Origin of the sequence: Nocardia macrotermitis, from assembly GCF_009604405.1 — a bacterium.
GTDB lineage: Bacteria > Actinomycetota > Actinomycetes > Mycobacteriales > Mycobacteriaceae > Nocardia > Nocardia macrotermitis.
The window spans coordinates 1-21,972 of the sequence record NZ_WEGK01000019.1 but is presented as its reverse complement, the minus strand read 5'-3'; the positions used below and the strand labels follow the sequence as shown (position 1 = coordinate 21,972).

The window sequence follows — 21,972 nt, the reverse complement described above, 5'->3', positions numbered from 1 at the left end:
CACATTCTCGCAATCGTCGGTCACATATTCCGCTGTTGGCGAATCTCCTCACGGCCGCGGCGGAATCCGAACCCGATGACATCGCAATCCGTTTCAATCCTTCGGGCGATCCGGCCGACCAACGGCAACTGACCTATCGGGAGCTGGACGCCGCGTCCTCGCGACTGGCGCGGGCACTGATCGAGCGCGGCATCGGCGCCGGTGACGCGGTGGCCCTGGGGCTTCGACGCGGCGTCGAGTCGGTGGTGGCGGTCTGGGCGACGGCCAAGGCGGGTGCCGCGTTCGTACCGGTGGATCCGACGTACCCGCCCGAACGCATCGCGCACATGGTCGCGGATTCGGGAGCGGCACTGGGGTTGACCTCGTCGGCGCATCGGGCGGCGCTGGGCGATGCGGTGGAGTGGATCGCACTGGACGATCCCGCGCAGGCCGCGCGCATCGCCGCCCACCCGGACCATCCGATCTCCTACCTCGATCGCATCCGACCCATCGATCCGCGGCATCCGGCGTACGTCATCTACACCTCGGGGTCGACCGGAACTCCGAAGGGGGTCGTGGTCACCCATACCGGCCTCGGTGGTCTGGTGGCCGCGACGCGGGAAACGTTGCGGGTGAGCCGGAATTCGCGGGTGCTGCACGCATCGTCACCCAGCTTCGACGCTTCGGTCGAGGAGTTGCTGGTGGCCTTCTCCGTGGGCGCGACGCTGGTGGTGGTACCTCCGGACGTGTTCGGCGGCCCGGAGCTGGCCGAGCTGCTGCGCCGCGAGCGGGTCACCCATCTGTCGATGACCCCGGGTGCGCTCGCCTCGTTGGAGCCGGACGGGCTCGACGATCTCGAGGTGGTCGAGGTGGGCGGGGACCGCTGTGGTCCGGAGTTGGTGGCGCGGTGGGCGCGCGACGGACGACGGTTCGTCAACGGATACGGCCCGACCGAGGCGACGGTGCTGGCGACGCTGAGTGACCCGATCCCGCCCGAGGGGCCGGTGACGATCGGTAGCGCGCTCGCGGGTGTGGCGGCGATCGTGCTGGATTCGCGGTTGCGGCCGACGCCGGACGGCAGTGTCGGGGAGCTGTATCTGTCGGGCCCGGCGCTGGCGCAGGGGTATCTGGGGCGTCCCGGGCTGACCGCGGAACGGTTCGTGGCCAACCCGTTCGGCGCGGTCGACACGCCGGAGATGCGGCTGTATCGAACCGGGGATCTGGTGCGGCGCAACGAGATCGACGGAACTCTGGAACATCTGGGCCGGTCGGATTTCCAGATCAAGATCCGTGGCTTCCGGATCGAACTGGGCGAGATCGACACCGCGCTGACCGCGCATCCGGGCATCGACTTCGCTGTCACCGTCGGCAGGACGCTGCCGTCGGGCGCCACCGCGCTGGTCTCGTATGTGGTGCCGCGCGAAGGCGAGATTCCCGATGTCGACGAGCTCACGGCGTTCGTCGCGGAGCGGCTGCCGGAGTACATGGTGCCGACCGCGATCACGGTGCTCGACGAGATCCCGCTCACGCCGGTCGGCAAGGTGGATCGGGCGGCGCTGCCGGAGCCGACCTTCGCGACGGCCGAATTCCGTGCTCCCGGTAGCGAAGTCGAGTCGGTGATCGCGGAGGCGTTCGCCGCGGTGCTCGGTGTGGAGCGGGTCGGGATCGACGATTCCTTCTTCGCGCTGGGTGGCGATTCGATTCTGTCCATTCAGATGGCGGTTCGGGCGCGGCGGCACGGGGTGGTGTTCACGCCGCGCGATGTGTTCGACCATCGAACCGTGGCCGCATTGGCCGAGATCGCCACGGCCGCTTCGGATTCGGAGCAGATTCGGCTGGATGAAATGCCCGGTGGTGGTGTCGGGGAGATGCCGCTGATGCCGATCATGGCCGCTACGTTGGCCAATGGTTCTTCGTGGCAGCGGTTTTCGCAGTCGATGACGTTGCGGCTGCCGACGGGGATCGATCGTGAGACGCTGGTGGCGACGCTCGATGCGGTGATCGCGCATCACGATGTGTTGCGGTCGCGGCTGCGGATGTCTCCCGGGTCCGAGGGCGAAACAGCCCCCGGACCCGAGAGCAAAGCAGTCCCCCGACCCGAGAACGAAACAGTCCCCCGACCCGAGAACGAAGCAGCCCCCGGACCCGAGAGCGAAGCGGATTCCGGGACTGAGGGCGAATCGGATACGGCGAGTTGGGCTTTCGAGGCGCTCGAGCGTGGGGCGGTCGATGTCGACGCGCTGGTGCACCGGGTCGAGTTGCCCGGGGACATCGATGACGCGGAGTTGTCCCGGCGAGCGAGCGCCGCCTACGACGACGCGCTGGGTCGGCTCGATCCGGCGAATGCGGTGATGTTGCAGTTCGTCTGGTTCACTTTCGCGGCGTCGGAATCCGGCTCTGCCACGGGACGTCGTGACGTATTGCTCGTGATCGCACACCATTTCGTGGTCGACGGCGTCTCGTGGCGCATTCTCATCCCGGATCTGGCACTGGCGTGGTCGCAGCTGATCGCGGGTCAACCGGTTTCCCTGCCCGCCAACGGCACATCGATGCGACGGTGGGCACATGCGCTGACCGAGACGGCCCGCGCCGCGGAACTCGAGTTCTGGCAACGGGTTTGCGAGACCGAGGACCCGCCGCTGGGCGCCCGGGCCCTCGATCCGGCGATCGATACGCTCGCCACCGTCGACCACGTGCGGGTGACGGTGCCGACCGAGGTGACCGAGTCCGTGCTGACCGCGATCCCGAGCCACTATCACGGCGGTGTCGGCGATGGGCTGCTGTCGGCGCTGGCGTTGGCACTGAGTCGATGGCGTGGGCTGGACCAGGGCGGTTCGGCAGTGATCAAGCTCGAAAGTCACGGCCGCGCAGAGCAAGTCGTGCCGGGGGCGGACCTTTCTCGCACGATCGGCTGGTTCACCAGTGCGTACCCGGTGCGGTTGGAGCTGGGTGGGGTGGATCTCAACGACGCGTTCGCGGGCGGACCCGCCCTGGGGACGGTCGTGAAGTCGGTCAAGGAACAGCTACTTGCCGTGCCGGACAACGGCATCGGCTACGGCCTGCTCCGATATCGCGATCCGGACGCCGCGCGGATCTCCGAAGCCGGGCAGATCGGTTTCAATTACCTGGGCCGTGTCACCGCGGGCGAGATCCCCGCCGAACTCGCCGAACTGGGCTGGGCACCGGTCGACGATCTCGGCGAGCTGACCGCCGAGATGGATTCGGCTATGCCCGCGAACGGCGTGATCGATATCAACGCGATCGTGGCCGACGGTGCGGCCGGGCCCGAGCTGACCGCGTCGTTCGCATTCGCGACCGGGGTGATCTCCCGCGACCGGGTGCGGGAGCTCGCACAGCTGTGGACGGACGCACTCACCGCGCTTTCGCGACATGCGCAACGCCCGGACGCGGGCGGACGCACACCGTCCGACCTCCCGCTGGTACGGGTGCGTCAATCGGATATCGAGGTGTGGGAGCGGGATCATCCGGCGCTGGCCGAGGTGTGGCCGTTGGCGCCGTTGCAGTCCGGGCTGCTCTTCCACGCGCTGCTGGCGGAGTCGGACGTCGATGTCTACACCACCCAGTCGACCGTGGATCTGACCGGCGAACTCGACCCCGCACGGCTGCGGATCGCGGCACAGGCCATGTTGGACCGCTACCCGAATCTGCGGACGGCGTTCGTCACCGATTCGAACGGCACTGCCGTACAACTCGTCATGAGCCGGAGCGAGGCACAGTGGCGGGAGGTGGATCTGACCGGGCTGCCCGTATCCGATCGGCGCGCGGAGCTGCAACGGTCGGTCGACGAGGATCGCGGTCACCACTTCGACCTGGCGGTCGCGCCGCTGCTGCGATTCACCCTGTATCGCCTCGGCGCCGGAACCGAAGACATTGCGGCACAACAGCAGTGGCGTCTGGTCATCACCTCGCACCACATCCTGTTGGACGGTTGGTCGATGCCGCTGCTGCTGCGCGACCTGCTGCTGTTGTACGCCACGCGTGGCGATCAGAGCGGGCTGCCGCGCGTAGCGCCATATCGCGGCTACCTGCAATGGCTGGCCGGTCGCGACCACGAGGCATCGCTACGGACCTGGGCGAACGCGCTCGCGGGCCTGGACGAGCCGACCCTGCTGGCGACGCCGCCGCGCCCCGGCGAACGCACACTGATCAACAGGCTGCACACCGAGATCGATCCCGCCCGCACCCGCCGTATCACCGAGCGCGCCGCAGCACTCGGCGTCACGGTGAACACCGTCCTCCAGGCGGCATGGGGCCTGCTGCTCGGGCGGCTGACCGGCCGTGACGACGTGGTATTCGGCGCAACGGTCTCCGGCAGACCAGCCGAGCTCCCCGGCGTGGAATCCATGGTCGGCCTGTTCATCAACACGCTGCCCGTACGAGTCCGGGCCCACGCACAGCACCCGCTCGACGAGTTCCTGCGCGATGTGCAGCGCGACCAGGCGTCACTACTGGACCACCACCAGATCGGCCTCAGCGAAATCCAGCGAATCGCCGGTGCCGCAGCACAATTCGACACCCTGCTGGTCTTCGAGTCGTACCCGGTGGACCGCGAGGCTATCGCCGCCACCAGCTCCATCGACGGCATGTCGGTCACCGGCGTACACCTGGCGGACGACACCCACTACCCCCTGACACTGGTCGTCACAGCCGGCTCGACAATCGAAATCACCTGGCGTTACCTGCAAACCCGATTCACCGCCGACGAAGTGGAAACCACAGCCGCACGACTGGCCCGAGTCCTGGACGCACTGTCGGGCGCCACCGTACCCACACTCGGCGACATCGACATCCTGCTGGACGACGCCGAACGAAACCGAATCCTGCTGGACTGGAACAACACCCGCCACCCACTCGAACCGGAACTCCTGCTCGACGGCTACCGCCGAGCAGTGGCAACGTATCCGAATCGAATCGCAATATCCTACGAGAACTCGGAACTGACCTACCAGCAATTCGACGAACGAGCAAATCGCCTAGCACGCCACCTGATCTCCCAAGGCGTCGGCCCGAACACCTTGGTCGCCTTGGCAATACACCGATCACCAGAACTACTGATCGGCATGTACGCCATCCTCACCGCAGGCGGCGCCTACGTCCCGATAGACCCAGACCACCCCACCGACCGAATCACCTACATCCTCCACACCACCCAACCAGTCTGCATACTCACCACAGACTCCACGCCGGTACCACAAGGAATCCCGGTGCAGCGCAACGACTCCGACGATCTCGAGGAACTCGAGGACAAACCGGCGCAAGCCTCGGAACTGTCGCATCCAGCTCACACCGTCAACCCGGCAGGCGGGCTGTCCGCCTCTGGTGCCACTGGTAGGCCGAAGGGCACTGTGATCACGGGCCCTACGCCGCCTCCCGAAGGAATCTTGCTGCCGCGCAATGACTTCGATGATCAGATCGGGTTCGACGGCACCACGGCGCAAGTCTCGGAACTGTCGCATCCGGCTCGCACTGACGATCCGGAAGACATCGCGTCCACCTCGGGTCCCACCGGGCAACCGAAAGGCGTCGCGGACTCCGTGCCGGTTCCTGAGGGAATCCCGGTGCTGCGCATCGATTCCGATGATCTGGGCGGGTACGACGGCGCGCCGGTGCGGGCTGCGGAGTTGTTGCGGCCGGTTCGGGTGGATGATCTGGCGTATGTCCTGTTCACCTCGGGTTCTACCGGGCGGCCGAAGGGGGTTGCGGCAACGCATCGTGCGGTTGGCAATCATCTTGCGTGGATGGGTGATCGGCATCCGTTGGGGCCTGATGATGTGTATCTGTTGAAGGCGCCTACTACCTTCGATATGTCGGTGTGGGCTTGTTTTCTGCCGTTGCGGGTGGGGGCGAAGCTGGTGGTTTCCACGCCCGACGGGCATCGCGATCCAGCGTATCTGGCGGAAATCATTACTGCACAAGGAGTTACGGCTACTGACTTCGTTCCCTCGATGCTGGCAGAGTTCGCGGGGCAGGTGGATGCGGGCTCGATCGCATCGCTGCGGCATGTGATCAACGGCGGGGAGGTGCTGACCGCGGAGACCGTTGCCGCGGTGCATGCGCTCTGTGATGCGCGGGTGCACAACCTCTATGGGCCGACCGAGACCGCTGTCTCGATCACCTCCCACACTGCCTCGGGGGAGGAGCGCACCGCCGTACCGATCGGTACGCCCGGGTGGAATTGCCGTGTATACGTGTTGGATTCGCGGCTGCGGCCGGTTCCGGTCGGGGTGCGGGGTGAGCTGTATCTGGCAGGTGATCAGCTGGCGCGCGGGTATGTGAGCCGGGCGGCGCTGACGGCGGAACGGTTCGTGGCCACTCCGTTCGGGGATGGCGAACGCATGTACCGGACAGGCGATCTGGTGACGTGGCGCGCGGATGGTGTCCTGGAATATCTGGGGCGCACCGACTTTCAGGTGAAGTTCCGGGGTCAGCGCATCGAGTTGGGTGAGATCGAATCCGCGTTGGTGGCGTTGCCGTCGGTGCGGCAGGCCGTGGTCGCGGTGCTGCCCTCACAGTTGGGCGATCAGCTGGTCGGCTACGTCGTGCCGACGCCGGATGTCCCATACGACACCGCCGACACGCTGGCGGCGCTGGCCCGCACGCTGCCCGCCTACATGATTCCGGCCACGATCGTCGAACTCGCCGAATTCCCGCGCAACACCAGCGGCAAGGTGGATCGCCGGATGCTGCCGCACCCGGAGTTCGGAGGGCGGGAGTTCCGAGCACCGGGCACCCCGGCCGAGGAGATCGTGGCCGGGATCTTCGCCGAGGTGCTCGGCGTGGAACAGGTAGGCGCGGCCGACGACTTCTTCGCACTCGGCGGTAATTCGCTGGTCGCCACCCGCGCGGTGGCCCGCTTGAGCGCGGCGCTCGGGACACGGGTGCCGGTGCGGGCCCTGTTCGACCGCCCGGTCGTCGCGGATCTGGCCGCGGGCATCGTGCCCGGCGGCGATACGACCGAGCGGCCGGAGCTGCGGGCGGTCGAGCGCGGTGAGTTCATACCGCTGTCGCTGGCTCAGCTGCGGATGTGGGTGCTGAACCGGATCGAGCCCGAATCCCCCGCCTACAACATTCCTTTCGCGCTGCACCTGCGCGGCGCGCTGGATACGCCCGCGCTGGCACAGGCCGTCCACGACGTGTTGGAACGGCACGAGGCGCTGCGCACCAGATATCCCGAAGGCCCCGACGGACAACCGTTCCAGCAGATCCTGTCGGTGGCCGAGGCGCTGCCGCACGGTCTGCCGATCGAGCACGCCACCGTCGATGTCCTGCATCGCATCGCCGAACTCGCGACCACCGGCTTCGACGTCACCGCCGAACCTCCGGTGCGGATCCGGCTGTTCAGCGATCGCGACGAGCACGTGCTGGTCGTCGTGGCCCATCACATCTGCGCGGACGGTGCGTCGATGGCACCGCTGGCGCGGGATCTGACGACCGCCTATCTGGCGCGCGTCGCGGGTGACGCGCCGGGATGGGCACCGCTGGCCGTGCAAGTCGCGGATTTCGCGATCTGGCAGCACGCGGCCGTCGGCGTCGAGGACGATCCGGATTCCGTCGCCGCCCGCCAGCTGGCCTACTGGCAGCGCGTGCTCGCGGGCATCTCCGGCGCGGCGCTGCTCCCGCTGGATCATCCGCGTCCGGCGCGGGCATCCCAGCGTGGCGCGTCCCTCGCGTTCTCGGTACCAGCGGACGTGCACACGCGACTGACACAGCTTGCGCAGGAACACAATTCGTCGCTGTTCATGGTCGTGCACGCCGCGCTGGCCGTACTGCTCGCCCGGCTGTCCGGCGGATCGGATATCGCGATCGGGACGCCGATCGCGGGTCGCGGAGCCGCCGCACTGGACGATCTGGTCGGCATGTTCGTCAACACCCTGGCCTTGCGCACCACCGTGGATCGGTCGGCCCCCTTCGCCGCACTCGTCGACACCGTACGCGAGGTCGACCTGACCGGTTTCGCCCATGCGGACATTCCGTTCGAGCGCGTGGTCGACGCGGTCCTGCCCGGCCGGGTGGGCGGGGCGAATCCGCTGTTCCAGGTGATGCTGTCGTTCCAGAACACCGAATCGCCGATCTTCGAACTGCCGGGGCTGACGGTCTCAGGCCTGGACACCGGCGAGGTGACGGCCAAATTCGATCTGGAGGTGATCGTCGATCCACAGCATCGCGAGGACGGCGTCCGGGATCAGCTGCTCATCGTATTAACCTATGCCACAGATCTTTTCGACGAGCCGACCGTGCATAGTCTCGGCCGCCGGTTCGAACGGATCCTGACCGGGGTCGCCACTGATCCGCAGTTGCTCGTCGGCGATATCGATGTGCTCGACGCGGACGAACGCGACCGGGCGCTGGTGGCCGCCGAGCCGCTCCCGGCCGAGCCGGAAGAAATCGAACTGCTGCCGGATCTGCTCACCGCGGCCGCCGACCACAATCCGGACGGCGTCGCAGTGATCGTCGACGATTCCACGCGCGAGTTGGACCGACTCGACTACCTCGAACTGGACGAACAGTCGAACCGGCTCGCGCATCTATTGCTCGAACGCGGTGTCGGGCCAGGGGATCTCGTGGCGATCGGCATGCCACGCTCGGTGAGCACGGTCCTCGCGATCTGGGCCGCGCTCAAGACCGGCGCGGCCGTCGTACCCATGGATCTGGAATCCCTGACAGATCCGAGCGCCGACGTGCCCACCAACACGACGCAGGGACTGACCGCTTCCAGCACCGGCCTCCCTATCGACGCAGCGCTGAGACAGACTGCTTCCAGCACCGACCTCCCCGTCAACGCAGCGCTGAGACAGACTGCTTCCAGCACCGACCTCCCCGTCAACGCAGCGCTGAGACAGACTGCTTCCAGCACCGACCTCCCCACCGATAGAGCACTCGGACCGACCGCCCCCAGCACCAACCTCCCCACCGACACAGCACTCGGACGGACTGGTCCTAACGCCGATCTCTCCGCTGCGGCGACGCTGGGACTGACTGTTTCGGGTGTCGAACTGCCCGACGGCCTGCCCTGGCTGACGATCGATACCGATGAGTTCGCGCGACAGCTCGCCGACCGGTCGTCGGCACCGATCACCGATGCCGATCGTCCGCGAACGCTGCGGCCCGATGATCCGGCCTGTGTCGTGCGTACCTCGGGATCGTCCGAGGTCGTCACCGTCAGGCAGGCGGCACTGGCCGGTTTCTGCGCGGAGCTGCCAGGGCGTTTCCGGGTGACGAGCAGTTCTCGCACACTGCTTTTCGCACCGCTGGCGTCCGAGGTGTCGATGCTGGAACTGCTGCTGGCCGTCGGCGGTGGCGCGACCCTGGTGGTCGCGGCTCCCACCGTCGACAACGAGAAGGAACTGGCCACACTGCTGCGTCGCCAGCGGGTCTCGCACGCGGTCCTCACCGCCGCCGACCTGGCCGCGATCGACCCGGACGGGCTCGGCAGGCTCCGCGTGGTGATCACCGAAGACCCAACCGGTGCACCGGATCTCGTGCGGCGCTGGGCGATTCCGATCGCGGGCGGCCGTACCCGCGAGATCCACCGCGGATACGGCCCGGCCACGGCCTGATACGGACCCGGGCTACCCGAGCAGTACCGCGTAGCCCGGTTTGATCAGCTCATCGATGATGCGGAGGCGTTCCGGGAACGGGATGAAGGCGGATTTCATGGCGTTGATGGTGAAACGCTCCAGATCGCTCCAGCCGTAACCGAAGGTGTCGACCAGCTTGAGCATTTCGCGGCTCATGCTGGTGTCGCTCATCAGCCGGTTGTCGGTGTTCACCGTGACCCGGAAACGCAGCCGCGCCAGCAGATCGAACGGATGCTTCTCCAGCGAGGGCACCGCACCGGTCTGCACATTCGACGACGGGCACAACTCCAGCGGAATCCGTTGGTCCCGAACGTAATTCGCGACCAGCCCGAGAACCGGACCGGATTCGGAATCGGTGATGTCGTCGGTGATACGCACCCCGTGCCCGAGTCGCTCACAGCCGCAGAACGCGACGGCCTCGTGAATGGACGGCAGGCCGAACGCCTCACCGGCGTGGATGGTGAAGTGCGCGCAGTTGGCCCGCAGATATTCGAACGCGTCCAGATGCCGGCTGGGCGGATAGCCCGCCTCGGCGCCGGCGATATCGAATCCGCCAACGCCGCGATCGCGCCACCGCACGGTCAGCTCGGCGATCTCGAGTGAGCGCGCCGCGTGCCGCATCGCGGTGAGCAGGCACACCACTCGGATGGGTGTGCCCGCGTCGGCGGCGAGCTGTTCACCCTCACGGAAACCCGCCAGGGTGTGTTCGACGACCTCGTCCAGGGACAGGCCGCGTTGCAGGTGTTGTTCGGGCGCGAAACGCACCTCGGCGTACACCACGCCGTCCTCGGCCAGGTCCAGGGCACATTCGCGAGCTACCCGGCGCAACCCATCGGCGGTCTGCATGACCGCGGTGGTGTGCGCGAAGGTTTCCAGGTAGCGCTCGAGTGATCCGCTGTCCGCGGCGTCGCGGAACCAGTTGCCCAGCGCCGCCGCGTCCTGGGCGGGTAGCTGGTCGTAACCGCATTGTGCCGCGAGCTCCAGCACGGTCGCGGGCCGCAGGCCACCGTCGAGATGGTCGTGCAGCACGGCCTTCGGGGCCTGGCGGATCGAGGCGAGATTCAAAGGCATCGGTCCAGTCATGTATCGACGCTAGCCGCATCCGCCGAGTTCCGCAGCGAACCTTCCCCATGTCGGCGACGACGTAGACGAATCGTCCCCTTCCGGTTGCCCACAGGTCGCCTGGCGGATTCCGGACAGACCATTCCCCCAGCCGAAGGACAACATCGCAGGCAGCCAAGGCCATCCGCGATCACGTCGAGATGTGGGCCGAACTCGACGTGGTGACCGATGCCCGGGCTCGCGGCCTGGTCGCGCGCGGCGTCGGCAAGGGCAGCCGCATCCGAGCCGACTCGGTGTGCCATCGATGCGGACGCATGGTGCCAGACCCCTCGGGGAGTCGGCACACCGGATCCGGCTGACCTGACCGCTCGGTTACAGGCAAGCCGGAGGAATCCGAGCGAACCCCTCAGGGGGCTATACGGTCGAGCACGATCGAGTCGGGTCCAGCCAAGTTCGATACAGCCGGGGCAAGTGCATCGCCGGTAGCCGCAGCGGCGGAAGGCACAGCCGCGGTAGACACAGCAGCAGTAGACGCAGCCGCGGAAGACGGGGCGGCGTCGATCATGTAGGCGTCGCGCAGGGCTTCGAGAGCTGTGGAAAACGCTTCAGGGGTGTCGGTGTGCAGGGTGAGCAGGGGCTGTCCCGCGACAACCGAATCCCCAGGTTTGGCATGCATCTCGACGCCTGCACCGAATTGGACCGGATCTCCCTGACGCGCCCGCCCGGCCCCGAGCCGCCACGCGGCCAGGCCGACGCCCATCGCGTCCAAGCGGGTCAGGATGCCGGATCGGGGCGCGGTAACGATCTCGGTGTGCGCGGCCGTGGGCAGGGCGGCGTCCGGATCGCCGCCCTGGGCACGGATCATCGCCTTCCAGTGGTCCATCGCGCGGCCGTCGGCGAGGGCGTCGGCCGGGTCGATGTCACCGATTCCGGCCTGCGCCAACATTTCCCGGGCCAGGGCGAGAGTCAGTTCGACCACGTCGGCGGGGCCGCCACCGGCGAGCACCTCGAGCGATTCGGCGACCTCGAGCGCGTTACCGGCGGTGCGGCCGAGCGGGGTGTGCATCCCGGTCAGCAGCGCCACCGTGCGCACGCCCGCGTCGGTGCCCAGTTCGACCATGGCCGTTGCCAATTCGCGGGCCGAATCGAGCGTCTTCATGAACGCGCCCGCCCCGACCTTCACATCCAGCACCAGCGCCGCGGTGCCCTCGGCGATCTTCTTGCTCATGATCGAACTGGCGATCAGCGGAATGGATTCCACCGTCCCGGTCACATCCCGCAACGCGTAGAGCCGCTTGTCGGCCGGCGCCAGATCGGCTCCCGCGGCACAGATCACCGCGCCGATCGCCGGATCGGCCAGCATCCGCCGCATATCCGGAACCGGCACCTCGGCCCGCCACCCCGGTATCGACTCCAACTTGTCCAGGGTCCCGCCGGTATGCCCGAGCCCGCGCCCGGACAGCTGCGGCACAGCCGCACCGCACGCGGCGACCAGCGGCGCCAGCGGCAGCGTGATCTTGTCCCCCACACCGCCGGTCGAATGTTTGTCCACGGTCGGCCGCGGCAGCTCGGCGAAACTCATCCGCTGCCCCGAGGAGATCATCGCGCGCGTCCACCGCGCGATCTCCCGCCGATTCATCCCGCGCAGCAGAATCGCCATCGCCAATGCCGACATCTGCTCATCGGCCACCTCCCCCCGCGTGAATCCATCGACCACCCAATCGATCTGCTCGTCCGACAACTCCCCGCCGTCACGTTTGGCCGTGATCACCGACACCGCCGAATGCACGCTCACCATGTCCGCCAGGCTTCCAGAGGATTCCCCGCCGCGCACGGCCTCCCGGCGTGTGTGGGAAGGACTCGCCTGCGATCGACAAACAGGTCTGTGCACCCACCGGACAACGCACAGCCCGCTTTCCGAAGACGCCGCCCCGGCCCGCGCAGTCCCGTCATCCGGCCCGCACCGTCCCGCGCAGTCCCGTTATCCGATCCGCGTCGGCCCGCACGGTCCCGTTATCCGGCCCGCACGGTCCCGTTACGGTCCCGCTTACGGCCGCACTCAGACGTAACGCAGCTCACATCCGCCCTTGCCGCCATTCGAGGGAACACCGAAATCCCTTGTATCACAAGACTTTCCGCAACCCAGCAGCAGTACACAAACCTCACGACACCCCCGAGCCACCGGAGAGCTCGCCGAGCGAACAACGAGCATCACGGAAAAGCCGTGCGAAAGCTCACATCATTTCTGCCCAGCCGCAAGATCATCAGGCCCGAAGGCAAACGGCAGCAAACGTTTCAGCGGGACCGGACCATCGACGTGATCCACGAGCAGATCATCGCCTCCGTGCTCGTAGAGCAGCTGCCGACAACGCCCGCAGGGCATCAGAACCGCCCCGCGCGAATCGCACACAGCAATCGCCAGCAACCTCCCCCCACCGGACGCGCAGAGGTTACCGACCAGTACACATTCGGCACACAGCCCCAAACCGTATGAGACATTTTCCACATTGCACCCGAGCACCATTCGGCCGTCGACGGTGCGCGCGGCGGCTCCCACCGGATAGTTCGAGTACGGTGCATACGCATTCCGCATAACTCCGAATGCATTGTGGCGCAATATATCCCAATCGATTTGCGACATTCCGACGCTCCGCTCGAGCTGGTTGTTGACGGTCCAGGAAAAGCTACCCCGAGCACTTCGGCATATCAGGCAAGGCAAACCTAACTCATGATTTTCGGGCTCAACGCGCGGCACGCCGAATTAGTTCCGCGAATGTCCGGGGATTACAGTTCCAGAAGATCGGTTCAGGTTCCCGGCGCGCGGCCGGCCACCGCCTTCGGGGTGTCGGCTCCGGGCACAGAGCTGGTGTATTCAGATCCAACGGCTCTGTGATTCGCGCGCCGAAACCGCGACCGGATCGCAACTGCCGGCCCCGCCCGACGGGTCCACAACGACGTTGGAGGCACCGCACTCTCATGACCACCACGCTGGAAGCTCCGGCTCAGCCGAAGCGGAAGACCCTGTACCGCGGCGACCCTGGCATGTGGTCCTGGGCGCTGCACCGGATCACCGGTGTGACGATCTTCTTCTTCCTCTTCGTCCACGTGCTCGACACCGCTCTGGTGCGGGTCAGCCCGGACACCTACAACCGGGCGATCGAGACCTACAAGAACCCGCTCGTCGCACTGATGGAGATGGGCCTGGTCGTGTGCGTGCTGTTCCACGCACTCAACGGCGTCCGGGTCATCCTGGTCGACTTCTGGTCCAAGGGCCCCAAGTACCAGCGGCTGATGCTCTGGATCGTGCTCGCGATCTGGGTGATCGTCGCCGGTATGGGCGTAGGACGCCAGCTGTTCTACATGATCACGACGGAGCTCTGAGATGACTGCACCTGTCCTCGGTAAGTCCTACGACCGCCCCGCCAGCCTGGACTCGCCGCGCACCCCGCGCCGCGCCTCGGGCAACAACTTCGAGAAGTACGCGTGGCTGTTCATGCGCTTCTCCGGCATCCTGCTGATCGTGCTGGTCCTGGGCCACATGACGATCATGCTGATGCTCGACGGCGGCGTGAAACGCCTCAACTTCGCCTTCGTGGCCGGTCGCTGGGCCAGCCCGTTCTGGCAGATCTGGGACCTGACCATGCTCTGGCTGGCCCAGCTGCACGGCGGCAACGGCCTGCGCACCGTCATCGACGACTACTCGCGCAAGGACTCCACCCGGTTCTGGCTCAAGACGCTGCTGGTGGTCGCCATGATCCTGATCATGGGCGTGGGCACCTACGTCATCTTCACCTTCGACCCCAACATCAGTTAGGAACGCCACCCCCGCATGAGCGGTCAACGGCTGGAGGCGGCAGCGTGCGTAACCACGGAGGCCGCCCGATCATGCGAAGAAAAGGAACAGTATGACCGAGAATCCGATTGAGGAACACCGCTACGACGTGGTGATCGTCGGTGCCGGTGGCGCGGGGATGCGTGCGGCGATCGAGGCCGGGCCCCGAGTCCGCACCGCCGTGCTGACCAAGCTCTACCCCACCCGCAGCCACACCGGCGCGGCCCAGGGCGGCATGTGCGCCGCGCTGGCGAACGTGGAGGAAGACAACTGGGAGTGGCACACCTTCGACACCGTCAAGGGTGGTGACTACCTGGTCGACCAGGACGCCGCGGAGATCATGGCCAAGGAGGCCATCGACGCGGTGCTGGACCTGGAGAAGATGGGCCTGCCGTTCAACCGGACCCCCGAGGGCCGGATCGACCAGCGTCGCTTCGGCGGGCACACCCGCGATCACGGCAAGGCTCCGGTGCGTCGCGCGTGCTACGCCGCCGACCGCACCGGCCACATGATCCTGCAGACGCTGTACCAGAACTGCGTCAAGCACGACGTCGAGTTCTACAACGAGTTCTACGTGCTGGACCTGCTGCTCACCGACACCGACCGCGGCCCGGTCGCGACCGGCGTCGTGGCCTACGAGCTGGCCACCGGCCGACTGCACGTGTTCCACGCCAAGGCGATCATCTTCGCCACGGGTGGTTCGGGCCGCATGTACAAGACCACCTCCAACGCGCACACGCTGACCGGCGACGGTATGGCGATCGTGTTCCGCAAGGGACTTCCCTTGGAGGACATGGAATTCCACCAGTTCCACCCGACAGGGCTGGCCGGTCTGGGCATCCTCATCTCCGAGGCGGTCCGCGGTGAGGGCGGCATCCTGCGCAACGCGTCGGGTGAACGGTTCATGGAGCGTTACGCCCCGACCATCAAGGACCTCGCGCCCCGCGACATCGTCGCCCGGTCGATGGTGCTCGAGGTGGCCGAGGGGCGCGGCGGCGGTCCGAACAAGGATTACGTCTTCATCGACGTGACCCACCTCGGCGAGGACGTGCTCGAGGAGAAGCTGCCCGACATCACCGAGTTCTCCCGCACCTACCTGGGCGTCGACCCGGTCAAGGAGCCGGTGCCGGTCATGCCGACCTGCCACTACGTGATGGGCGGCATCCCCACCCGGATCCGCGGTGAGGTGCTGCGCAACAACACCGACGTGGTGCCGGGCCTGTACGCCGCCGGTGAGTGCGCGTGCGTCTCGGTGCACGGCTCGAACCGCCTGGGCACCAACTCGCTGCTGGACATCAACGTGTTCGGGCGTCGCTCGGGTATCGCCGCCGCGGAGTACGCGCAGCGCCACGACTTCGTGGAACTGCCGGAGAACCCCGCGACGATGGTGGAGAACTGGCTGGCCAACCTGCTCTCGGAGCACGGCGACGAGCGCGTCGCGGACATCCGCACCGAGTTGCAGGCGACCATGGACGCCAACGCCGGTGTGTTCCGCACCGAGGACACGTTGAAGAAGGTGCTCACCGACATCCACGGATTCAAGGAGCGCTACCAGCGAATCACGGTGCAGGACAAGGGCAAGCGCTACAACAGCGATCTGCTCGAGGCCGTCGAACTCGGCTTCCTGCTGGAACTGGCCGAGGTCACCGTGGTGGGCGCGCTGAACCGCAAGGAGTCGCGCGGCGGCCACGCCCGCGAGGACTACCCCAACCGTGACGACACCAACTTCATGCGCCACACCATGGCGTACAAGCAGGTCGAGCCCGGCGCGCCGGCGGAGCTGATCGCCGACATCACGCTGGACTTCAAGCCGGTCGTGCAGACCCGTTACGAGCCGATGGAGCGTAAGTACTGATGACTGCTGTAGCCGAAGCTCCCGCAGGACGGAAACCGGCACCCGTTCCGGACGGGTCGACCATGATCACCGTCAAGGTGGCGCGGTTCAACCCGGAGGACGAGCAGGGCGCGCACTGGGATTCGTTCCAGGTGCCCGTGCTGCCGACCGACCGGTTCCTGAACGTCCTGATCTACATCAAGTCGTACCTGGACGGCACGCTCACCTTCCGGCGCTCGTGCGCCCACGGCGTGTGCGGTTCGGACGCCATGCGCATCAACGGCGTCAACCGGCTGGCCTGCAAGATCCTGATGAAGGACATGCTGCCCAAGGGCGACAAGGCATTGACGGTCACCGTCGAGCCGATCCGCGGCCTGCCCGTGGAGAAGGACCTCGTGGTGAACATGGAGCCGTTCTTCGACGCGTTCCGCGCGGTGAAGCCGTACCTGATCACCTCGGGTAACGAGCCCACCCGCGAGCGCATCCAGTCGCAGACCGACCGCCACCGTTTCGACGACACCACCAAGTGCATCCTGTGCGCCTGCTGCACCACCTCGTGCCCGGTGTACTGGAACGACGGCAGCTACTTCGGCCCGGCCGCGATCGTGAACGCGCACCGCTTCATCTTCGACAGCCGCGACGAGGGCGCCCGCGAACGCCTCGACATCCTCAACGACGTCGAGGGCGTGTGGCGCTGCCGCACCACGTTCAACTGCACCGACGCCTGCCCCCGCGGCATCGAGGTCACCAAGGCCATCCAGGAGGTCAAGCGGGCCCTGCTGTTCGCGCGGTAGGTCTCGTTCCGGGGTCGCCCGGGAGATCGAAAAGGTAAGGCCCCGAAGGCCGTTCACATCATCCGATGTGGGCGGCCTTCGTCGTGTCCGCACCTCCGGGCAACCACACGGGCGATGCGGCAGCCGCAGTGGGTGCGGCCCGGCTGGTCGAGTTCCAGCGATGGTCGGCGCGGGCGGTCGGCAGTGTGTTGCTCGGGGAGATGCTCCTCGACGACGGCCAGGACTCGAACGGAGTTCGCCGACCGTGAGTACGCCGATGAACGACAGGACAAATGACTTCTTCTGCTGGCCTCGAGCATGGACCGACATCGAATCAACTAGTCAATTTGTCAAGGTTATCGTCCTTTTGTTGTCGGATGAGCGTAGTAGTGATTGCATCGAGGCATGTTCAGCGAAGCGCAGCTGTACTCGCCGGTGACCACGGGGACCGACGGGGATGTGACGGTGCACCTGAGCGAGGAGCATCCCGGCGTGCACGATTCCGGCTATCGGGAGCGGCGCAATGCGATTGCCGCGCGGGCGCTGGCCTACCGGCCGGGTGAGGCGACGCCGCGGATCGAGTACACCGAGGACGAGCAGCGGGTGTGGCGGATCGCGGCGGCGGAGCTGTCGCGTAAGCACGAGCGGTACGCGTCGGCGGAGGTGCTGGCGGGTGCGCGGCGGCTGGGGCTGGCACACGATCACATCCCGCAACTCGACGAGGTGTCCGCACAACTGGTGCCGCTCAGCGGATTTCGCTATGTGCCCGCGGCGGGGCTGGTGCCGCTGCGAGAGTTCTTCGGCTCCTTCGCGGACCGGATCTTCCACTCCACCCAGTACATTCGGCATCATTCGGCCCCGCTGTACACGCCCGAACCCGATGCGATCCACGAGATCATCGGCCACGCCAATCAATTGGCCAGTCCGCGGTTCGCCGCGATCTACGCCGAGGTCGGTGCGGCGGTGGCGCGGCTGGAAACCGATGCGGCACTGAAGTTCCTGGCGGATGTGTTCTGGTTCTCGATGGAGTTCGGGGTGGTCCGCGAGCGCGGCGAGATCCGTTGTTACGGTGCGGGTCTGCTGTCCTCGTACGGTGAGATCGAGGAGTTCCGCGGCGCGCGGCTGCGGCCGCTGGACGTGCGGGAGATGGGCACGGCGGTCTACGACATCACCCATTATCAGCCCGTATTGTATTGCGCAGCTTCGATTTCCGAGATCGAGGAGGTGGTGGGCGGCTTCTTCGCCACGGCGACCGACGACGTCGTCGCCGCTACAACCGCATCCCCGACTCCAGGAAGTCGGCGACCTGCTTGATCTTCTCCATATCCAGCCCGATCCCGGAGGTGGCGTCGAACGTGGTGCTCATCGCGCCGATCAACGCGCCCGCGAAGGCGCGGACCTCCAGTTCGTCCGCCGCACGTCCGGTGCGGTCGGCGATCAGCTGCGCCACCATGCGCACATTGCGCTCGGTCTCGCGGGCGATGACGCTGGCCAGCTCCGGCACGGTGTAGATCAGTTTCATCCGCTGCTGCTCGAATTCCAGATCGTCCGGCTCGAGCGAATCGAAGACCTCGACGGTGGCGCGCACGAACGCGCGCAGCGGCGACAGATCCGCGGGCTGCGCCTCGACGGCCCGGATCATCACCGGATCCAGATCGTCGGCGATGGCGACCTGTTCCTTGGACGGGAAGTAGCGAAAGAACGTACTGGGTGAGACGTCCGCGGCCGCCGCGATCTGCTCGACGGTCGTCTCGGCGTAGCCCTGCTGCAGGAACAATCGCATGGCCTCGGTCCGGATGGTGCGCCGGGTGCGTTCCTTCTTGCGCTCGCGCAGGCCCATCCGGGGTATGGCGACCCCGGTATGGGCCTGCGCTGGCGGTGCCTTCGAATCAGCCGACATGCAGCGATTCTCCCGCATCGTCCGCGGTCCGCGTGGACGATGCCCGGCTACGGGTGCGAATACCCGCGAGGACGGCCGCGACCAGGCAGAGTCCCGCGCACACCCACAGCATCGCGCCCATACCGCCGACGAACGCGGTCTGCACCTTCGCGAGCATCACGCCGTCGCCGAGCCGGTGCGCGACCGCGACTCCCCCGCTGACGCCGTCGGAGATCGGCGCGTGGTCGTAACCGCCCAGTTGCGCGCGGTATCGAGTGGCCAGCACGGTACCCAGCACCGCGACGCCGATGGCGCCACCGGCCTGCCGCAACGCCTGGATCAGCGCGGAACCCGAACCGGAGCGTTCGGCGTCCAACTCGCCCATCGCCATTCCCATCGCGGCGGGCATCACGAAGCCCATACCGGCCCCCAGCAGCGTGATCCACAGCGCGGTGTACGCGTATCCGCTGCCCACCGTGGTGAGCGCGCCGATCACCAAACCGCCTGCCAGCAAAAGGAATCCGGCGACCAGCACCACGCGCAGACCGGCCCGGGGCAGCAGTCGGTCCACCAGCCGGGTACCGATCAGCAGGCCGCCGATCAGGGGCAGCAGCCGCAATCCGCTGCCGAGCGAATCGACGCCGAGCACCGCCTGGAAGTACTGCGGCACGGTGAAGAACAGGCCGAACATCGCGAAGTTGATGACGATGGAATATATTGTGCTCCAGCGAAATCCGTCGATCCGGAAGAGTCCGACATCGACCAGCGGATGCCGGGTGCGACGCTGCCATCCGATGAACAGCCCCAGCAGCGCCACACCGGCGGCGACCGCACTCCAGCCCAGCGTGTCACCCCAGCCCTGGCCGCCCAGGCGGATGAAACCGTAAGTGAGACCGAGCATTCCGGCGGCGGACAGCGCGACACCGGGCAGATCGATGCGGAAGATCTGCTCGCTGCGCGACTCCGGGACCAGTAGCGCCACCGCGATCAGGCCGATCAGCACCATCGGAACGTTGATCAGGAAGACCGAGCCCCACCAGAAGTGCTGGAGCAACCAACCGCCGACGATCGGCCCCAGCGGCATGCCGATCGCGGTGGAGGTGACCCAAACCGTCAGTGCCCGTTGCAGATCGGCCTTCTCGGGGAACAGGGTCGGGAGTACCGACATCGACAGCGGCATCATCGCGGCGGCGGCCAGCCCCAGCAGCGCCCGCGCGGCGATCAGCTCACCGGACGAGGCCGCCAGCGCGCACCACAGCGAGGCCGCGCCGAACAGCACCAGCGCCGCGAGCAGGAATCGCTTGCGGCCGTAGCGATCTCCGAGTGCGCCCGCGGGCATCATGAGCGCGGCGAGCACGAGCGTGTACGCCGTGGTGAACCACTGCAACGCGGAGGTTCCGGCGTGCAGATCCACCGAGATGGTGGGCAGCGCCACCACCAGCACCGTGGTGTCCAGACCGATGGCGAGCATGGCGGTCGCGAGCGCGCCCAGCGCCAGCCAGCGCGTCCTGCCGGACGTCTGCGCCGCGACCCCCGCCGACCCGGTGACCAGGCCGCTGTCGCGCACATCCATTGCCTTCATGACAGATCCAATCGTTTGGATGTTGCTTTATTTTGATAGTAGCTCTCATTTTCTAGTCGATGTCAATACCTGATCGGCCGGGGATGTCCCGAGTACGCCACCCGCGCGGCCCGATACCGGGTCGGCTCACAGTCGTACCGGGATCGGCTCGGCATAAGCTCGACGGCGATGCGCACTCGAGAACCGCGGCCGCACGGCCGGATCAGCACCACGCGTGCGAGCCGACGACCGCTCGCCGCCCTCGCCGTCGCCCTGACCGCCGGGCTCGCCGCCGCGACCGCGCTGACCGGCGTGGACGTCGCGTTGTCCGGCGCGGCGAGCGCGCAGCCGACCGGCACCTCGGTTCCGTTCAGCACGCCGAACACCGACAGCTGCCCGGACCGCACCTCCCCGCCGCCCGCGATCGACGAGTCCGAGGTGCCCGAACCGGGACAGACCGTGCCCAAGCCGCTGCCCGTCCCCGCGACACCGGTCGGCGGCGGCAAGCTCGGCGGCTGCGGTGTGCTGCTGCCCGACGGCGCGCCCGCGGTGCCCAAGGACATCTCCGCGACGGCCTGGGCGATCGCCGATCTGGACACCGGCAAGGTGCTGGCCGCGAAGGATCCGCACGGCCGCTACCGGCCCGCCTCGACAATGAAGACGCTGCTGGCCGCGGTCGCGCTACCGCAGCTCGAGCTGAACAAGGTCGTCATCGGCACCCAGGACGACGCGAACGCCGACGGCACCCGCGTCGGCATCGGCCCCGGCGGCCGCTACACCAACGACCAGATCTTCCACGCCCTGCTGATGTGTTCGGGCAACGACGCCGCGCACGCCATCGCCATCCAGCTGGGCGGCGTGGAAAGCACTGTGGCACAGATGAATGCGAAGGCGAAGGAACTGCACGCCCTGGACACCCGGGCCGCGACCCCGTCCGGGCTGGACGGCCCCGGCATGAGCATGTCGGCCTACGATCTGGCCACCATCTTCCGGCACGACATGACGATTCCGGCGTTCGCCGACATCGTGCACACCGAGCAATACGACTTCCCCGGCTTCCCAGCCAACCCGAAGATCCCCGGCGACAAGGACCACCCCGGTTTCCCCATCGCCAACGACAACCGCCTGCTCTACGACTACCCCGGCGACCTCGGCGGCAAGACCGGCTACACCGACGACGCCCGCCAAACCTTCGTCACCGCCGCCGAACGCAACGGCCACCGCCTGGTAGTCACCATGCTCAAAGCCGACGTCCTCCCCATCCGCCCACCCGAACAGGCCGCCCGCCTCCTCGACTACGGCTTCGCCCTCCCCGCCGGCGCCAATGGGTCGAGGACGGCGTCCTCGGGGATGTAAGGGGGGTTGGCTACCAGGACGTCGACGCGACCGTTCAAGGGGGACAACACATTCCGGTCGGTGACGTCACCGGCGTGTAGATGGATCGGGGTGTCGC

General features: G+C 67.1%; 12 protein-coding genes and 1 pseudogene. 7 read left to right on the top strand and 6 right to left on the bottom strand.

Features of this window, described 5'->3' with window-relative positions; translation table 11 throughout:
* Positions 1-35: 35 nt before the first annotated feature.
* A complete protein-coding gene (locus NRB20_RS31820; protein WP_194290085.1) occupies positions 36-9,557 on the top strand; it encodes a non-ribosomal peptide synthetase in 9,522 nt (3,173 codons plus the stop codon).
* 12 nt (positions 9,558-9,569) lie between these two features.
* Here the strand turns inward: NRB20_RS31820 and NRB20_RS31815 are convergent, their stop codons facing one another.
* From NRB20_RS31815 to NRB20_RS31805, 3 genes are all read right to left on the bottom strand, one after another.
* A complete protein-coding gene (locus tag NRB20_RS31815; protein WP_153415119.1) occupies positions 9,570-10,661 on the bottom strand; it encodes an adenosine deaminase in 1,092 nt (363 codons plus the stop codon).
* A 385-nt stretch (positions 10,662-11,046) separates the two neighbouring features.
* The gene (locus NRB20_RS31810; protein WP_406603904.1) at positions 11,047-12,429 is read right to left on the bottom strand and encodes a thymidine phosphorylase; all 1,383 of its coding nucleotides are present in this window, start codon (positions 12,427-12,429) and stop codon (positions 11,047-11,049) included.
* Between the two features lie 450 nt (positions 12,430-12,879).
* Positions 12,880-13,281 carry a cytidine deaminase gene (locus NRB20_RS31805; RefSeq protein WP_153415117.1) on the bottom strand — a complete coding sequence of 134 codons (402 nt, stop codon included), beginning with the start codon at positions 13,279-13,281 and terminating at the stop codon, positions 12,880-12,882.
* A gap of 335 nt (positions 13,282-13,616) precedes the next feature.
* Here NRB20_RS31805 and sdhC point away from each other — a divergent pair, with 335 nt between their 5' ends.
* The 5 genes from sdhC (at position 13,617) to NRB20_RS31780 (ending at position 18,393) form a co-directional block, all read left to right on the top strand.
* Positions 13,617-14,021 (top strand): succinate dehydrogenase, cytochrome b556 subunit, encoded by a 405-nt coding sequence (sdhC, locus tag NRB20_RS31800; RefSeq protein WP_153415116.1) that lies wholly within the window; start codon positions 13,617-13,619, stop codon positions 14,019-14,021.
* 1 nt (position 14,022) lies between these two features.
* Entirely contained in the window at positions 14,023-14,454 is a 432-nt protein-coding gene (locus tag NRB20_RS31795; protein WP_153415115.1) for a succinate dehydrogenase hydrophobic membrane anchor subunit, read from the top strand.
* A 91-nt stretch (positions 14,455-14,545) separates the two neighbouring features.
* Entirely contained in the window at positions 14,546-16,327 is a 1,782-nt protein-coding gene (sdhA, locus tag NRB20_RS31790; RefSeq protein ID WP_153415114.1) for a succinate dehydrogenase flavoprotein subunit, read from the top strand.
* Positions 16,327-17,100 carry a succinate dehydrogenase iron-sulfur subunit gene (locus tag NRB20_RS31785; protein ID WP_153415113.1) on the top strand — a complete coding sequence of 258 codons (774 nt, stop codon included), beginning with the start codon at positions 16,327-16,329 and terminating at the stop codon, positions 17,098-17,100. The genes sdhA and NRB20_RS31785 overlap by 1 nt, the downstream gene beginning before the upstream one ends.
* A gap of 384 nt (positions 17,101-17,484) precedes the next feature.
* On the top strand, positions 17,485-18,393 hold the full coding sequence (locus NRB20_RS31780) for a phenylalanine 4-monooxygenase (protein ID WP_153415112.1): 909 nt from the start codon (positions 17,485-17,487) through the stop codon (positions 18,391-18,393).
* On the opposite strand, the gene NRB20_RS31775 is transcribed toward NRB20_RS31780, so the two are convergent.
* Entirely contained in the window at positions 18,350-18,919 is a 570-nt protein-coding gene (locus NRB20_RS31775; protein WP_153415220.1) for an acyl-CoA-like ligand-binding transcription factor, read from the bottom strand. The two genes, NRB20_RS31780 and NRB20_RS31775, sit on opposite strands and share 44 nt — an antisense overlap.
* A 49-nt stretch (positions 18,920-18,968) precedes the next feature.
* Positions 18,969-20,429 (bottom strand): MFS transporter, encoded by a 1,461-nt coding sequence (locus NRB20_RS31770; protein WP_153415219.1) that lies wholly within the window; start codon positions 20,427-20,429, stop codon positions 18,969-18,971.
* Positions 20,430-20,708: 279 nt separating this feature from the next.
* Here NRB20_RS31770 and NRB20_RS31765 point away from each other — a divergent pair, with 279 nt between their 5' ends.
* Entirely contained in the window at positions 20,709-21,875 is a 1,167-nt protein-coding gene (locus tag NRB20_RS31765; RefSeq protein ID WP_153415111.1) for a D-alanyl-D-alanine carboxypeptidase family protein, read from the top strand.
* Here the strand turns inward: NRB20_RS31765 and NRB20_RS38600 are convergent.
* A pseudogene (locus NRB20_RS38600) lies at positions 21,845-21,972 on the bottom strand (peptide chain release factor N(5)-glutamine methyltransferase); the annotation flags it as partial. The gene NRB20_RS31765 and the pseudogene NRB20_RS38600 overlap by 31 nt on opposite strands.

Bases quoted from the DNA above. Each gene is read 5' to 3' on its own strand.
- NRB20_RS31815 (WP_153415119.1), bottom strand. From the start codon at position 10,661: ATGACTGGACCGATGCCTTTGAATCTCGCCTCGATCCGCCAGGCCCCG.
- NRB20_RS31805 (WP_153415117.1), bottom strand. From the start codon at position 13,281: ATGTCGCAAATCGATTGGGATATATTGCGCCACAATGCATTCGGAGTT.
- sdhC (WP_153415116.1), top strand. From the start codon at position 13,617: ATGACCACCACGCTGGAAGCTCCGGCTCAGCCGAAGCGGAAGACCCTG.
- NRB20_RS31795 (WP_153415115.1), top strand. From the start codon at position 14,023: ATGACTGCACCTGTCCTCGGTAAGTCCTACGACCGCCCCGCCAGCCTG.
- sdhA (WP_153415114.1), top strand. From the start codon at position 14,546: ATGACCGAGAATCCGATTGAGGAACACCGCTACGACGTGGTGATCGTC.
- NRB20_RS31785 (WP_153415113.1), top strand. From the start codon at position 16,327: ATGACTGCTGTAGCCGAAGCTCCCGCAGGACGGAAACCGGCACCCGTT.
- NRB20_RS31780 (WP_153415112.1), top strand. From the start codon at position 17,485: ATGTTCAGCGAAGCGCAGCTGTACTCGCCGGTGACCACGGGGACCGAC.
- NRB20_RS31775 (WP_153415220.1), bottom strand. From the start codon at position 18,919: ATGGGCCTGCGCGAGCGCAAGAAGGAACGCACCCGGCGCACCATCCGG.
- NRB20_RS31770 (WP_153415219.1), bottom strand. From the start codon at position 20,429: ATGCTCGCCATCGGTCTGGACACCACGGTGCTGGTGGTGGCGCTGCCC.
- NRB20_RS31765 (WP_153415111.1), top strand. From the start codon at position 20,709: ATGCGCACTCGAGAACCGCGGCCGCACGGCCGGATCAGCACCACGCGT.